The following is a 15832-nucleotide window of genomic DNA, read 5'->3' on the forward strand; positions in this document are numbered from 1 at the left end:
AGGTTTGACATGCTTAAATTCGATCAGAATATTGAGCTTAAAAAAAGCGGCAATGATTTGTTCATGGCAGGAGAAATTCTTATCGACATGATCTCAGAGGATTACAATGACGACTTTACTTGCCGCACATACCGACAATTTTTTGGAGGTTCTCCATCCAATATCGCGATGAATGCGCACAAACTAGGAGTTCACGCAGTAGTTGCTTCCGTAGTAGGTGAAGACGGCTTGGGAAATTTCCTGATCCATGAATTGAAATCGGCTGGAATAGATACCGGGTACATTCAGAGGACGGCGGAAGGCCCCACAAGTATGGTTGTCGTTACCAAAAGTCAATCCACTCCAACTCCCGTTTTTTATCGTGGGGCGGATTATCGCTTGTCTTACACCGAGAAGCTTGAGGAGAAGCTGATGAACTCCAAGATCGTCCACTTTTCCTGCTGGCCGCTTTCCAGAAATCCGGCGAGAGAGACAATCGAGAAGATCATTTCCAAGGCCAAAATGAATGGTTTGCTAGTCTGCTTCGATCCTAACTATCATCCGATGCTCTGGAAAGCCGGAGAGGATGGAATCGAGTACGTGAAGTCTGTGATCGGAAAGGTGGACATCGTGAAGCCGTCCGAGGATGATGCGGAAAGACTGTTCGGAGCGCATACGCATGAGCAATATATAGAAATGTTTTTGAAGCTTGGAGCAAAGCTTGTCATTCTAACCTTGGGCAAGGACGGCGCACTTGTGTCCAACGGTGTAGAGACTTTCCGCTTTAGCTCCCTGGCCACAGAGGTAGCGGATACGACGGGGGCGGGAGATGCCTTTTGGTCGGGATTTTACGCAGCAACAGTAAAAGGCTATACAATCAGAGAAGCCTTGTCGTGTGGGTTCGCGGTGAGTGCCTATAAGCTGAAATATACCGGAGCTATTGTAGATTTACCGAAATTGGAAGCCATAAAAGAGATATATGGCTTATAGGAGGAGTGTATGTGGCAGTTAAAAATCAAGTCCAGCTGATCACGTATCCGGATTCGTTGGGAGGTGACCTAAAGACGCTTCATAGCATTCTTTCCACGCAGCTTGTTGATGTCTTCAAAGGCGGAGTTCATATCCTTCCGCCGTTCCCATCTTCGGGAGACCGCGGTTTCGCTCCGCTGACGTATCTGGAGATCGACCCTTCCTTTGGCACTTGGGAGGATATGAAGGCGATCGGCGAGGATTTTGATGTATTGGTCGATATCATGGTGAATCATATTTCGCAGAAGTCACAATATTTTCAGGATTTTCTGAACAAAGGACGCGAATCCGAGCATGCGGATTTGTTTATCACGCTGGATAAGATTTGGGAAGACGGAAAGCCGGTGCAAGAGCATATTGAAAAAATGTTCCTGCGCAGACCAAAGCCATATTCGACGTTTACGATCCAAGAGACCGGAGCAGAAGAAGCGGTGTGGACCACCTTCGGAAAGACCGATCCTTCCGAGCAGATCGATTTGGATGTGAACTCTCCCAAGGTCAAACAACTGTTTACCGATTTTTTCATGCATTTCAAACAGCATGGCGTGAAGATCGTGCGTCTTGATGCTGTAGGTTATGTCATTAAAAAGATGGGGACGAGCTGTTTTTTCGTAGAGCCGGAAATCTATGCATTTCTCGATTGGATCAAAGAGCTTGCAGATTCCATGGATATCGAGTTACTGCCTGAGGTGCATTCACATTACGAGATTCAATATAAACTGGCGGAGCACGGTTTTTGGATTTATGACTTTATTTTACCTTATCGCATATTGGAGACGCTTCTTACAAAATCCGGCGAGTCTTTGAAGCACTATCTGAAGAACCGTCCGCATAAACAATTCACGATGCTGGACTGCCACGATGGCATTCCGCTCAAGCCGGATCTGGACGATTTGATCGATACCAAAGAAGCAAGACAAATCGTGGACACTTGCCTGGAAAGAGGAGCAAATCTCAGCCTGATATTATCGGATGAGCATAAAGCTGAGGATGGATTTGACGTTCATCAAATCAGATGCTCTTATTACTCGGTGCTTAATTCCGATGATGATGCCTATTTAGCGGCCCGGGCCTTGCAGTTCTTTACGCCGGGTGTACCGCAGGTTTACTATGTCGGACTGTTGGCAGGAGAGAACGATCTTGAGGGGGTTGCGAAGACCGGTGAGGGGCGCGAAATTAACCGCCATAACTTTACCCTTGAGGAAATCGAACGATCTATGGATCAGGCAGTGGTTCAAAGACTGCTGAAGCTGATCAAGTTCCGCAATGAGTATGAAGCGTTTAACGGAGAGTTTCGAGTGCTGAACACTGCTGCAGATGAAGTTCGGCTCACTTGGGAGAAGGGCACTTCACAGTGCACCTTATTCGTAGACCTCAAGAATAATCGGTCGGTCATCGACTTTATAGACGAGAATGGCGCGATTCAACAATATATTATATAACAGAGGATGTGCTTGAGAGATGACAGTATTGCCAATTCATAATCACGGTTTGGACGCAAGCCGGCTTATTTTGGGATGTATGGGGCTAGGCGGAGGATGGACCCGGGATCCGATTGAATCCGCTCATGTGAAGCAGGCGCAGGAAGCGGTGGAGACCGCCTTGGATCGTGGAATCCATATGTTTGACCATGCTGATATTTACGCATTCGGAAAAGCAGAGACCGTCTTTGGTCAAGTGCTGCAGCAGAATCCGGCCCTGAGAGAAAGAATGATCATTCAATCGAAATTGGGGATTCGCTTTCCGGATGAAGCAAAGGGTGTTCCGGCGCGTTATGATTTTTCAAAGGAGTATATCCTGGAGAGCGTGGACGGCATTCTGTCCAGACTCGGCATTGACTACCTGGATGTTCTGCTCTTGCATCGCCCGGATGCGCTCATGGATGCACGTGAAGTGGCAGAAGCCTTTCATCAACTGAAAGCATCAGGTAAAGCCCGTTATTTCGGGGTATCTAATATGAGCGCAGGTCAGATTCGATTATTGCAAAGTCAATTGAGCGAGAAGTTGGTCGTGAACCAATTGGAGCTGAGTCTGAATAAAATCGGTTGGCTGGAAACGGGTATTCATGTGAACCAGGATGCCGCGAGAAACAACATTTTCCCGGAAGGGACACTGGAATACTGCCAGATGGAGAACATTCAGCTGCAGGCATGGGGTTCACTGGCAAAGGGCTTGTACTCCGGGGCTAGTCTGCAGGATGCAAGTGATAATGTGAAAAGCACCGCTTCGCTCGTAAAACGGCTTGCCGAAGAGAAGCAGACCTCACGGGAGGCGATTGTGCTTGCATGGCTGATGAAGCATCCAGCTGCGATCCAGCCGGTCATCGGAACGACCGACCCTTCCCGGATTCAAGCTTGTGCGGAAGCGGAAAACATAGAATTGAGCCGTGATGAATGGTATTCCTTGTACGTTAGCTCCCGCGGCGTAAGCTTGCCTTGATCAAGTTCCTAATATAGAGCCGTAAAATTAAGCGTACTCTTCAGCCTTTGGCTGGAGGGTGCGCTTTTTCAACTCCTTTCTATTAAAAATGTAAAAAATAGAAGATAAAACCTTTAATTTGCAAAGTGTAATGTATGCGCTTACCTTCTATAATTTTCTAATAAAGGAGGTGATAGTAAGATGTGGTGTGGATATGCTCCGGGATAAGAGCAATGCCGGAAAAGAAGGCAACCGTAGTTTTGCGCAGGTGAATCAATTGTAATCCAATAAAACGATTTGAGGAGGTAGTGTTCATGTTCGGGTTCAATAAGAAACTTTTGACCTTATGCCTTGCAGCTTCGATGAGTTTTGGCTTGTTTGGAGCAACCTCAAATGCAGCGACGGACTACTGGCAAAACTGGACCGACGGCGGCGGAACCGTCAATGCGGTCAATGGATCAGGCGGGAATTACAGTGTCACTTGGAGTAACACCGGAAACTTTGTTGTAGGCAAAGGTTGGGGCAAGGGATCGCCTAATCGGACGATCAACTATAATGCCGGCGTCTGGGCGCCTTCTGGGAACGGATACTTGACGCTCTACGGATGGACAAGAAATTCACTCATCGAATACTACGTTGTTGACAGCTGGGGCACGTATCGGCCTACCGGAACGCATAAGGGTACCGTGACTAGTGACGGCGGCACCTATGACATCTACACTACGATGCGCTACAATGCTCCTTCCATCGACGGTACACAGACCTTTCAGCAATATTGGAGCGTCCGTCAGTCGAAGCGGGCAACGGGCAGCAATGTAGCTATCACTTTCAGCAACCATGTCAACGCTTGGAAAAGTAAAGGCATGAACCTGGGCAGCAGCTGGTCTTACCAGGTGTTGGCGACAGAAGGATATCAAAGCAGCGGGAGTTCCAACGTAACGGTGTGGTAAACGATTGATCCTTGAATACAGAGGCCGTTCGGTCTCCATTGCCGGCGGCCTTAATGCTTTCATCCAAAGCTTCTACATAACTGTTGGAATATAATAATTCTATTTTCCCAAAGGAGACCTATCCATGAGAAAGCTGATCATTTTCCTGCTAATAGAATTAATGCTTGTTGTCAGTGCTTGCTCGCAGGGAGGGGCCGAGAAGGAGGATGGCTTGGTATTCATCAAGGGAGGTGCTTTCGTGAACACAAAGTCCAACTACCATGGAGGAGACGCAGTTCTATCAAGCTTCTATATCGGAAAATATGAGGTGACTCAAAAAGAGTGGGTAGAGATTATGGGAACCAATCCCTCCCAATTTATTGGCGACAATTTGCCGGTTGAAGGAGTCAGTTGGTACGATGTGGTAGAGTACTGCAATAAAAGGAGCCTGCTGGAGGGCTTGGAGCCCCATTATAATATAGACAAGAATACAAAAGATCCTAATAACAAGAGCGAGAACGATTCCGTAAAGTGGACCGTAACGATAAATGAAGGAGCTAACGGTTACCGGTTGCCGACAGAAGCGGAATGGGAATATGCCGCAAGCGGCGGCCAGCTGAGCAAGAGCTACAAGTACAGCGGCAGCAATCAGGCGGATGAAGTGGCCTGGTATTGGAGAAACGTTGGGGAAGAATATTTAACCGGAGACTGGAACTGGCCTGCGATTGAAAATAACCGGAGTCAGACCCAACCGGTCGGGGGCAAGAAGCCCAATGAATTGGGACTCTACGATATGTCGGGCAATGTAAGAGAGTGGTGCTGGGACTGGTATGTAGACGATTCCGACAATCCTGGCGGTTTTCGGGTAGTCAGGGGCGGCGGTTGGATTGGCGACGTTGGCAGCAGCGAGCTGTCTTATCGGGGTAGATTCGAAGCAAATGGATTTGGGCCCGATCAAGGCTTCCGCGTGAGTCGTAATGAATAGAGGGAGAAGAGGGAAAGAGCAATCTGGCCCTCCAAAAATGAGGTTGCCCCAGTCCGATTAGGACATTGGGACAGCCTCATTTTTGCGTGTTGCCCAGTCCGAGCTTCACGCTAAATAGGCAGATTCAGTCTAGAACATACTGAAAGGCCATCGTATAGATAATCTCCGCCATTTCTCTTGCGGATTTATTATGACCGTACTTTAGCCAATGCTGTATAAGTCCGACGCTTCCGTTCACAATGAATATAAAGTAGGATTCCTTCGTATCCATCGTTCCATCAGGCTCAGCATATGGATTAATGCCGGAATGCTGGTAAATAAGCGTGAACAACTGCTTCTGGAATTCTAGGTCGCCTTGTTCACTCATTAATACCTGAAGGTAATTGCTGTTCTGAACAAAGTAATGAAAGATTTCCTCCAGAAGCTGCAAGGCTTCCTGCTTGTCTGTCTTGTGCTTGAATCCGGAAATCATTTCCTTCGCCCAGGATAGAGTTTCGGCCTCAATCTTGCGAAGCAGATCATATTGATCTGAATAATGCGCGTAGAAGGTGGTCCGGTTAATATCTGCCCGTTCACATAATTCTTTTATCGTAATTTTATTGATCGGCTTCTCTCTCATCAGCTCAATAAGACTGTCTTGAAGCACCATCCGGGTATACCGTTTTTTTCGGTCAAGCTTGACTTCATTCATGCCCAAGCTCCTCCTAACACAATCCTACATCATGCTTTTAATCCGACACATTTATTAAAAATGTCGTGAAATTAACGTTTTAAACTCAACTGACGGTTGTAAAAACAACACGTTGTCTTTAAGCTATTATATTAACAGATAAAAGTCAATGGGTTGCGTGTTGAATCACCCTTTGCAAAAGGAGAGAATCAAGTGGCATATATCGAATTCAACAAGGTCATCAAGGAATACGCCTCAGAGGGCGTGGCAATTCGGGCATTGGATGATGCGAACTTCTCGATTGAACAAGGCGAGCTTGCCGTCATATTGGGGGCTTCCGGGGCCGGTAAAACGACGGCACTGAATATCCTGGGAGGCATGGATACGGCGTCGACCGGCGATGTGATTGTGGATGGCGAAGTCATTTCGAAGTATAACCAGAAACAGCTGGTGGGCTATCGCCGTACGGATATCGGTTTTGTATTCCAGTTTTACAATCTGGTTCCGAACTTGACGGCATTGGAAAATGTTGAGCTGGCGGCCCAGATTTGCGAGAACTCCCTGAGTGCTTCGGACACGCTGGATAAGGTAGGACTTGCCGACCGCAAGAACAACTTCCCGGCTCAATTGTCCGGAGGGGAGCAGCAACGGGTATCGATTGCCCGGGCCTTAGCTAAAAATCCCAAGCTCCTGCTATGCGATGAGCCTACCGGAGCCTTGGATTACAATACAGGCAAGCAGATCCTGCAGCTCCTTCAGGATACGTGCCGCCGGGAGAAGATTACGGTGCTCCTGATTACGCATAATTCTGCAATCGCGCCGATGGCAGATAAGGTTATCCATTTTAAGAGCGGCAAGGTGGTCAAGACTGTTCACAATGAGCAGCCTGTACCGATTGCGCAGATTGAGTGGTAAACGATGAACAAGGCCTATCAAAAAGACATCCTGCGTTCGATCAAGAAGGGCTGGAAGCGATTCTTATCCATTACGTTCATTACGGCGCTCGGCGTGGCCATGCTGACCGGCTTATACGCCGCTTGTCTCGATATGTATTATTCGGCGGATAAATTTTATGACAAGCAGCAGTTATTTGATATTCGGGTGATGTCGACCCTTGGATTAACAGATGAAGATCTGGATGCACTAGCTCAAATTGATGGAATCGAGCAGGCAGAAGGCGGATACAGTGAGACGATCTACACCGATGTCGAGGGTATTCGCAAGAGCACGGAAGTCAAGATGCTTAGTCCGAAGGGATTAAATGCGCCTCACTTGCTGGAGGGAGCCTTGCCGGGCCAAGCCGGTGAAATTGCCGTGACCAAGAAGTATTTGGAGGAAAGCGGCAAGTCGATCGGGGATACCTTGATACTGATGGAGGATACAGAGGAAGGCGAAGATAAGAAGACCGAGTCTCCGGCAGCGGCGGATCAAAAGGATGCATCGTCAGACGAAGTCGGTACGCTGGAGCAAGACTTGGAGCTCGACGTAGAGACGGATATGGAGGATGAGGAAGCTTCCAGTCTCGTAAGATCTAGCTTTACGATTACAGGTGTTGTCCTGGACCCGATGGATATACAGGGAAGCGGAGCGGGTAATATTTTTCGGGCCAATACTTCTACGGACTTTATCTTTTTTGTAACTGCCGATGATGTGGACCATAAGATTTATACGGCTGCGTATCTGGTGTTGGCGGGAACAAAGGAAATGGACACTTACAGCGAAGAATACGATCAAGCTGTGCAGGCCGCTATCGGCCAGATTGAAGGCCGAATCAAGTCACAGCGGGAGCAGGCGCGATATGAATCGGTACAGGAAGAAGCGCGCTCAAAAATAGCAGATGCCGAAACCACCATGGACGAGAAGTTCACGGAGGCAGATCAGAAGTTTGCTGATGCATGGGACGAAATCTCATCCGCCAGAAAGGAATTGACCGAGGGCGAGGACAAGCTTGTCCGTGAAGAGAAGAACGCAGCACAGCAAATTGCCGATGCTCGTGCCGCCATTAATAGCTCGAAGAAGAAGCTGGCCGAAGCGGAGAAGCAATTGGCTGAAGGGGAGGCTCAGCTTGCCAAGGGAGAAAGCGAGCTGAATGCCAATGCCCGGAAGCTGAAGGAAGGCAGAGAGCAGCTGGCCAAGGAGCGCGAACAGGCGGAAGCGAAGCTTACTGCGGCTGAGCAACAGTTGAAGCAGGCCCAGGAGCAATTGGATGCAGGGCGCGCACAGCTTGAGCCCCAGGTTGCTTCGCTGAAGGCTGCCTTTGGCGACTATTGGCCGGAGGAGCAATGGAACGCGTTGGTGAATGCGGCGGCTGCTTTGGCTGCGAACGGTGCGGATGATCAGGCGATTGCAACCGGCACCGGGGAAGAGAGCAGCGCGCTCGCTGCTGCCCTGCCTGCACAAGGTGATGCTGCTGTTCGGGCCGCACTCGGCATGGGCAAGATCATCGGCGGCCAGCAGACACTTGATCAGCAGAAGAATGCCTTTGCGGAGCAGCGGGAACTCGGTGAACAACAGCTATCAGCAGCGGAGGCAGAACTGAAGGCCGGGGAGAAAGAGATTGAGGCGGCCCGCCAGACGATCGAGTCGAAAAAGGCCGAGCTTAAAGCCGGAAAAGCCGAGCTTGCCGAAGGAAAGGCCGAGCTCGCCGAAGGGGAAGCCAAGCTGAATGCCGAGGAGGCGGAGGCGAAGGATAAAATTGACGATGCCCGCCAGGAAATCGCAGAAGGCAAAGAAGAGCTTGCCGAGGGCGAGGCGGAGCTGAAGGGACAAGAGCAGGAATATGCTGACAAAAAGGAAGAGGCCGAGCGGAAGCTGGCTGACGCCTACAAGGAACTGGATAACCTGGATATGACCCAGTGGTATGTTCAGGACCGCACGTCGATTGACAGCTATTCCAGTTTTAGCAGTGACCTCTCCTCTATTGAAGCGGTCGGAAGGGTCTTTCCCGTTATCTTCCTGCTGGTTGCCATTCTTATGAGTCTCACGACAATGACTCGAATGGTGGAGGAGGAACGCGGACTGATCGGTACGTATAAAGCCATGGGCTTTGGAAATGCGGCGATCTACCGCAAGTATATTCTTTTTGCGCTGTTAGCCTGCCTTTTGGGTGGTGTCCTGGGCGATCTGTTTGGCTTTGTGTTTATGCCGAAGTTTGTAGCTGTTATCTTGCGGGACCTGTATACCCTGCCATACTATGAGCTGCGGTTCGATCTGCTCTACGGCATTGGAGGCGTACTGCTGTTCATCGTCGGAATTGTTGGTGCTACCGTGCTGGCTTGCCGCAGCGAGCTGGTTAAAATGCCTGCAACACTCATGCGTCCCAAGGCGCCGCGCGCAGGCTCACGCGTCTTTCTGGAGCGAATTCCAACCGTCTGGAATCGGTTTAAATTTTTGAACAAGGTAACGGTCCGGAATTTGTTCCGCTACAAGAAACGTCTGTTTATGACGATTGGCGGGATTATGGGCTGTACCGCCCTGATTCTTTGCGGTTTTGCCATTAAGGATTCGATCGCCGATTTGGCGCCGAAGCAGTATGAGCAGATCAACCGTTATGATTTGATGGCCGTATTCGAAGACGATGCGAATGATGCGATTGTAGAGAAAATGGCTGCGGATAGCCGGGTCAAGGATACGGTGAACCTCCGAATCGAGAGTGTCAAGGCAATCAATAAGAATGAGCAGGGCGAAAAAGTGCAGTTAATGGTTCTTACAGAGCGTAATGCCCTTAGGGATTATATTCATATTGAAAATCTGGACGGCAAGCAGATCGATCCGGATGATGAGGGGATTCTGATTACCCGCAGCGCGGCCCGGATCCTTGGGCTGTCATCGGGAGACGCTCTTTATTTGCAGGATATGAATCTGGTGCAGCGTGAGGTTGTGGTCTTGGATGTAGTTCAGAATTATTTGGGAAATAACGTCTACATGACGCAATCGCTGTACGAAAAGCTGTTCGGTTCTTACGCTCCGAATGCCGTGATGGCTCACTTTACAGACATTCCGCGTGCTGACCAAGCCGCTTATGCGGATGAGCTGCTGGAGAATGACGCTGTTCTCTCCTCTGTAAGCAAAGCGGCTCTGATCGACGAATTCGGATTTGATCTGATTAATGCCGTGGTGCTGCTGATTACCGCGATGGCAGGCGGGTTGGCCTTTGTCGTGCTGTTTACACTCTCGAACACAAACATTTCCGAGCGGGCACGGGAGCTTGCCACCATCAAGGTGCTTGGATTTTATGATAAAGAGGTACATTCATACGTGAACAAGGAATCGTTGATCCTAACGCTCATCGGTATTCTTGTCGGATTACCGGTTGGAAGAATTCTGAGCGGATTCTTGACCACGGCACTCAATATGCCGTCAATGTACTTTGCCGTACATGTCAAGCCGATCAGCTATCTGTTCTCAGCGGCGATTACCTTCTGCTTTGCGATTATAGTCAACCGCATGACCAATCGCACCCTAAACCGGATTAACATGGTGGAAGCGCTGAAGAGCGTGGAATAGAAGAAGCCGTATCCTTATAAATAGAAGAAGCCCTTCCGGAAAAGCCGTTTCGGCAGACTGGGGGGCTTTTTTTTGAAGAGAGGAATTCTTGCCCTTTGTATCGAATGGGTAGAATCCACCAGAATCGGAGAGCTTGGCGAACATAAGATTAATATTCAACTGGATCAGCTTCCTCGGGAATGTAAATCACTTAGCGATCTGCTCATTCCTAATAACAAGTCTCGTACCGGCTTTTCCCAAATTGATCACGTTGTTATTTCGCCTTATTGTCTATTTGTTATTGAAACGAAAAATTATAATGGAGAAATCAAAGGGAAGCGAACGGACCAACAATGGAGTGTAAGCAATCGATTCAAAATGTACAATCCTCTAAAACAAAAGCTAACAAGGCTGAAGCTGGAGAACTCAGAGCCATCCCTTTCTCCGGAACAAATTGATGCAATTTATGATCGTTTATTAAAGTCCAATATCACCGATCAAGCCATTCGCAACCAGCATGTTCATAGAATTCTTACAAATACCAAGGGAAACAAGGGTAATCGCACATAGGTCTCGGTGCTATAATAGAATCGTTGAACGAACATGAACCTCTCTAGAATGAGACGGATGACTTTGAGCAAAGAAGGTAGAATGACGATATGATTTCAATTGAACGGCAACAGGTAGAAAATGAACTGCAGAAGTTCGTTGGGGAAAAGGTATATGTGCATAGTGAAGCTACATCTTATGTATTTGTCCGGAACTTCAGGATGAACTTGAGAGAAGCGCGCGTCGCAGGAGGAGAAAGAGGCTCATACCGTGTGGCGTTTCGCTTTGATGAGCAGGGCTGGCTGCGTATGGAAGGATTGACCCATTATGAGGTCGACTCGGAAGGGCATCTGTTACTGGCTGGCTACGATGATCATGGACGTATGGATGTAGCACTTCATTTGGGAAGGGAGGCATTTCCCGAATGAAAGAGGATTTGCTAGGGGCAGGTAACAAGCTGCTTGCAGTATTCGCGCATCCCGACGATGAGACATTTATTTGCGGGGGCACTTTGGCGAAGTACGCCGCAGCTGGTGCCGAGATTACGCTGATTAGCGCCACGCGCGGAGAAATGGGACGCCGCATGGGAAATCCGCCTTATCTGAACCGCGAGACGATTGCAGCCGCACGGGAAGAAGAGCTGAGAGAGGCTTGCCGTCATCTGGGCGTTGCCCATCTTCATTTTCTGGATATCCGTGACAAGACGGTGGAATTCATTGAAGAAGCGGAGCTTACCGCTCGAATTGAGACATACATCCGGGAGATCGAACCGGACGCAGTGCTAACCTTCCACGAACAATGGGGAGGACATCCCGATCATTGCGCCATCGGCCGGGCTACTCGTATTGCCTATGAGCAATCAGGCTGTCAGAGCGGCCTCTATTATATTTCGTATGGAAATATGATGGCTCAACCGGAGCGTTATGGCTACACGCGCAACGATGTTGTGAAGATTGATGTTTCGGGACAATTCCAGGCCAAGCTGGCTGCCTTTCGGGCACACCGCTGTCAATCGGAGCTGGATGAATGGGTATGGCTGCCGGATGCCGAAGCGATCGCCCAATTCGGAAAGCATGAATACTTTGTCAGACATTAAAAGGCATGGCAGCAGTTAATTATAGTAAGCTTGCTGCCTGTGGCAGGCAGTGCACAAGCATTTAGCACGTAGGGATGGCAGCCGTGTGAAATGATCTTACGATCGCTGTTGTTCTTTCTTCAGATTCATTTCACACTTTTGCCCTGACTACTTTGCTCTGCAGTTTAACTACAAAATGCAGTTTGCACATGGCCAAACCATAAGGATGCCCTGGCCTTGCGTCGAACTTCATTTGTCCGGTTGGTATCTCCGGTTTTGCTCCGAAATTCACTCTCCTTCTTGATTAACCTCATTCCGGTCATGCTCCAGTGAAATTACTTACCTTAAACTCTTCATTCTGCGCTCAAATCCATCTCTAGTGAAAAAACTTACCTTAAATCTCCAGTAATTAGCCAAACCCACGTTTTAGCCAACTTTAAGCGAAAAAATTTCACTATATACGCATTTCCACCAATTTCACGAAATTTAAGTAACTTTTTTTCACTAAATGTGCGCGATCCGTATTTGATGGGGTGCAGTGTTACGCAGTTGCTGTTAGTAATGAAATAGTGTGTCAAGGCAACTATAAAGCCGAGTCAAGAGCCTGCTTAGAAAGGCATAAATGTGAAGAGTTCGCACGTTGCCCCCCACGCAGAATCATTAGCAGGCTTTATACTGCTGCGCCCGCCGCGCTATTGCAAGCACGCCAGCTCCCTCGACCACTTTTGTTTTCGCAAGGTCAACGCTATGTAAATGGACGCTTCAAAATTTTTACAGGCAGATAATCATTACATAACAAAGGGCTTGTATGATGAATTTGGGTTTGCATTCGAGAGACAAGACACTCGGCGAGTCCGAATTATAAAAAGTGGGGGTATTTGATAGTGAGAAACAGATGGATGTTAACTGCAGTATTTGCATTAGGGGTTGGCCTTCTTGCAGGATGCGGTGCTAACGGAAACACGGCAAATAACGGAGCGGCAGCAGATAACACGACTCCTGCCCCTCAGACGAATACGGCGCAAGAAGCAACGCCTTCTGCAACAGAGATCAAGGAGCTTAAGGTCAGCTTTGTTCCATCCAAGGACCCTGACCAAATCATTACGGCAACAGACCCATTGAAGGATTTGTTGAAAGAGCAACTGGCTACTGAAGGCTATAACGTGGAAACAGTTACGATCGATGTAGGTACGACTTATGAGGCGGTTGGTGAGGCGCTGACAGCAGGGACGACGGACATCGGGTTCATCCCGGGCGGAACATACGCCCTGTACGATGACGGTGCGGATGTGATTCTGACTGCTACCCGTGCAGGTCTGTCCAACGATTCCGACAATCCGAAGGACTGGAACGACAATAAGCCGACAGCACCTACAGACAAACAAGCAACCTACTACCGTTCAATTGCCATCGCAGGCCCAACGGATAAGGGCAAAGAGCTGGCGGCAAAGGTGAATGCAGGCGAATCCTTGACTTGGGAAGACCTGGACAGCGCGAACTGGGCAGTCATGTCCACTTCTTCTTCCGCGGGTTACATTTACCCGACACTGTGGCTTCAAAAGAACTACGACAAGAGCATCACAGATCTGAAGCATGTAGTGACTTCGGACTCTTACGGAAGCTCGTTCGCCCGTCTGGCGGCCGGTCAAGTGGATATCATTGTGGCTTTTGCTGATGCAAGAAGAGATTATGAAGAAAAATGGACAACCGAGTTCAGCCGTTCCGCTTCGATCTGGGATGAGACGAATGTGATCGGTGTTACGGAAGGAATCTATAACGATACGATCAGCGTAAGCAAAAACTCTTCGCTGATGGATGATCAATTCAAGTCTGCCCTGCAAAAGGCCTTCATTGCCATTGCTCAGACAGACAAAGGAAAAGAAGTGATCGCCGTGTACAGTCATGAAGGCTACCAGGAAGCAAAGTCCTCGGATTACGACAACGAGCGCAAGGCTCAAGAGCTGATCAAGAGCCAAAAGCAGTAATCCAGGATCAAGGCGAGAAAGTCAAAGGGAAGCTTTGGAATGAAATGAGTGCATCATGGCAACGTGATGCCCTCATTTTTTCACGTTTTTACGCAGACTAAAGGATCGGAGCTTATGCCATGATTGAATTCAAACAGGTGGAGAAGAAATACGCAAACGGAACAACAGCCTTGAAAAATATAAATCTGTCCATCGAGCAGGGCGAATTCGTCGCCATCATCGGTCTCTCCGGAGCGGGGAAATCCACACTGATTCGTTGCATTAATCGAATGCATGAGATTACCGGAGGCCGGCTCCATGTGGATGGCGTGGATGTAGGGAAGCTGAAGGGCAGCCAGGTTCGCCGGTTCCGCCGGAGAATCGGCATGATTTTTCAATCCTTCAATCTGGTGACGAGAACTTCCGTGATCAAGAATGTGCTGGTTTCCTTTGTCCCTGATCTGCCGCTATGGCGCAAGCTGACCGGAATCTTCACGAAGGATCACAAGATCAAGGCACTGGAGGCATTAGATAAAGTAGGTATTCTCGATAAGGCCTATATTCGTGTGGATCAGCTGTCAGGCGGTCAGCAGCAGCGGGTGGCACTCGCGCGGACGCTTGCTCAGAATCCGGATATTATTCTGGCGGATGAGCCGATTGCTTCGCTTGATCCGGTGACGTCCAGAATGGTTATGGATGATTTCAAACGGATTAACCAGGAGATGAATATCTCGGTCATTATGAATATTCACCATGTCGAGGTAGCACTGGAATATGCCGACCGCATTATTGGCATTCGTCAGGGCGAGGTTGTCTTTGACGGGGAGGCCTCCGGGGTCACTGTGGCAGTGCTTGGCGAAATTTACGGCGGTCGTTTTGAGGAGGAAATGTCGGTCCAAGCGGAGGCAGGGATTGCTTATGTATGACAAACTATTTCCGCCTAAAAAGGTTATTCTTCCGAACGGCAAAATCGTTCTGGAGAAACGCTCCCGCACGCCGCTGATTCTATTGCTCGTTATTGTGGCAGTTGCTCTGTCCGTGGAATTTACGAATTTTGATTTGAAAGTATTGTTTGTGCGAATAAGCAAGCTGTTCGGGATGATCGGCGAGATGTTCCCGCCGGATTGGGCGTACTTTCCTAAATTGTGGGGAGCGCTTGTAGACACGCTGCAGATGTCGCTTATCGGATCGATGATCGGCGCGCTGCTTGCACTGCCTATAGCGATTTTGGCTTCCTCCAATGTCGTTCCAAACCGGTTTGTGACCGCCTTCTTCAAGATTGTTCTAAGCCTGCTGCGTACCTTGCCAACCCTGGTTACAGCCTTGATTGCTACCTTCATCTTTGGCTTGGGACCAACCGCGGGCGTAGTAGCAATTCTGCTGTTTACGCTATCTTATGTGGGCAAGCTGCTGTATGAGCAGATTGAAAATGTGGATATGGGTCCATTTGAAGCGATGGAATCCATCGGGATGACAAGAATTCAGGCATTCCGCTATGCCTTGTTTCCACAGGTGCTGCCAAGCTATTTGTCGAATTCGCTGTTCTGCTTTGAGGGGAATGTACGCTATGCGGCGATCCTGGGATACGTGGGTGCGGGCGGAGTTGGCCTGTTGATTAAAGAGGATTTGGGCTGGCGTGATTATCAGAATGTGGGGATGATCATTTTGGCACTGGTAATCACGGTCTATCTGATCGAGACGGTTAGTGAGCATTTCCGCAAAAAGCTGATTTGATGAAAGAGAGGAGGT

At 48.8% G+C, this 15832-nt stretch carries 14 protein-coding genes; 13 read left to right on the forward strand and 1 reads right to left on the reverse strand.

Features of this window, described 5'->3' with window-relative positions; genetic code table 11:
• The first annotated feature begins 9 nt into the window (after window positions 1-9).
• The 5 genes from TX85_RS00830 to TX85_RS00850 all read left to right on the forward strand — a co-directional run bounded on the left by TX85_RS00830 (window position 10) and on the right by TX85_RS00850 (window position 5340).
• Window positions 10-969, forward strand: a complete 960-nt coding sequence (locus TX85_RS00830) for a carbohydrate kinase family protein (protein ID WP_044477254.1) — start codon at window positions 10-12, stop codon at window positions 967-969.
• 11 nt (window positions 970-980) lie between these two features.
• Complete coding sequence (gene gtfA, locus TX85_RS00835) at window positions 981-2450, forward strand: sucrose phosphorylase (RefSeq protein ID WP_044477255.1); 1470 nt, start codon at window positions 981-983, stop codon at window positions 2448-2450.
• Window positions 2451-2469: 19 nt separating this feature from the next.
• Entirely contained in the window at window positions 2470-3447 is a 978-nt protein-coding gene (locus TX85_RS00840) for an aldo/keto reductase (RefSeq protein WP_044477256.1), read from the forward strand.
• Window positions 3448-3740: 293 nt separating this feature from the next.
• Entirely contained in the window at window positions 3741-4376 is a 636-nt protein-coding gene (locus TX85_RS00845; protein WP_044477257.1) for a glycoside hydrolase family 11 protein, read from the forward strand.
• A gap of 124 nt (window positions 4377-4500) precedes the next feature.
• Complete coding sequence (locus TX85_RS00850) at window positions 4501-5340, forward strand: formylglycine-generating enzyme family protein (RefSeq protein ID WP_044477258.1); 840 nt, start codon at window positions 4501-4503, stop codon at window positions 5338-5340.
• 124 nt (window positions 5341-5464) lie between these two features.
• On the opposite strand, the gene TX85_RS00855 is transcribed toward TX85_RS00850, so the two are convergent.
• On the reverse strand, window positions 5465-6031 hold the full coding sequence (locus TX85_RS00855; protein WP_044477259.1) for a TetR/AcrR family transcriptional regulator: 567 nt from the start codon (window positions 6029-6031) through the stop codon (window positions 5465-5467).
• A 192-nt stretch (window positions 6032-6223) separates the two neighbouring features.
• On the opposite strand from TX85_RS00855, the gene TX85_RS00860 reads away from it, so the two are divergent.
• The 8 genes from TX85_RS00860 (at window position 6224) to phnE (ending at window position 15817) form a co-directional block, all read left to right on the forward strand.
• The gene (locus TX85_RS00860; RefSeq protein WP_044477260.1) at window positions 6224-6925 is read left to right on the forward strand and encodes an ABC transporter ATP-binding protein; all 702 of its coding nucleotides are present in this window, start codon (window positions 6224-6226) and stop codon (window positions 6923-6925) included.
• Between the two features lie 3 nt (window positions 6926-6928).
• Window positions 6929-10516, forward strand: a complete 3588-nt coding sequence (locus TX85_RS00865) for an ABC transporter permease (protein WP_044477261.1) — start codon at window positions 6929-6931, stop codon at window positions 10514-10516.
• Between the two features lie 72 nt (window positions 10517-10588).
• Entirely contained in the window at window positions 10589-11065 is a 477-nt protein-coding gene (locus tag TX85_RS00870; RefSeq protein ID WP_049894743.1) for a nuclease-related domain-containing protein, read from the forward strand.
• Between the two features lie 89 nt (window positions 11066-11154).
• A complete protein-coding gene (locus TX85_RS00875; RefSeq protein ID WP_044477263.1) occupies window positions 11155-11472 on the forward strand; it encodes a DUF1806 family protein in 318 nt (105 codons plus the stop codon).
• The gene (locus TX85_RS00880; protein ID WP_044477264.1) at window positions 11469-12140 is read left to right on the forward strand and encodes a PIG-L deacetylase family protein; all 672 of its coding nucleotides are present in this window, start codon (window positions 11469-11471) and stop codon (window positions 12138-12140) included. Before TX85_RS00875 ends, TX85_RS00880 begins: the two co-directional genes overlap by 4 nt.
• An 863-nt stretch (window positions 12141-13003) precedes the next feature.
• Window positions 13004-14104 carry a phosphate/phosphite/phosphonate ABC transporter substrate-binding protein gene (locus tag TX85_RS00885; protein ID WP_374705669.1) on the forward strand — a complete coding sequence of 367 codons (1101 nt, stop codon included), beginning with the start codon at window positions 13004-13006 and terminating at the stop codon, window positions 14102-14104.
• A 119-nt stretch (window positions 14105-14223) separates the two neighbouring features.
• The gene (gene phnC, locus TX85_RS00890; protein ID WP_044477265.1) at window positions 14224-15009 is read left to right on the forward strand and encodes a phosphonate ABC transporter ATP-binding protein; all 786 of its coding nucleotides are present in this window, start codon (window positions 14224-14226) and stop codon (window positions 15007-15009) included.
• Window positions 15002-15817 (forward strand): phosphonate ABC transporter, permease protein PhnE, encoded by an 816-nt coding sequence (gene phnE, locus TX85_RS00895; protein WP_044477266.1) that lies wholly within the window; start codon window positions 15002-15004, stop codon window positions 15815-15817. Before phnC ends, phnE begins: the two co-directional genes overlap by 8 nt.
• The last annotated feature ends 15 nt before the right edge of the window (window positions 15818-15832 follow it).

It is taken from the genome of Paenibacillus antibioticophila, assembly GCF_000455265.1.
In the GTDB taxonomy this organism is placed as follows: domain Bacteria; phylum Bacillota; class Bacilli; order Paenibacillales; family Paenibacillaceae; genus Fontibacillus; species Fontibacillus antibioticophila.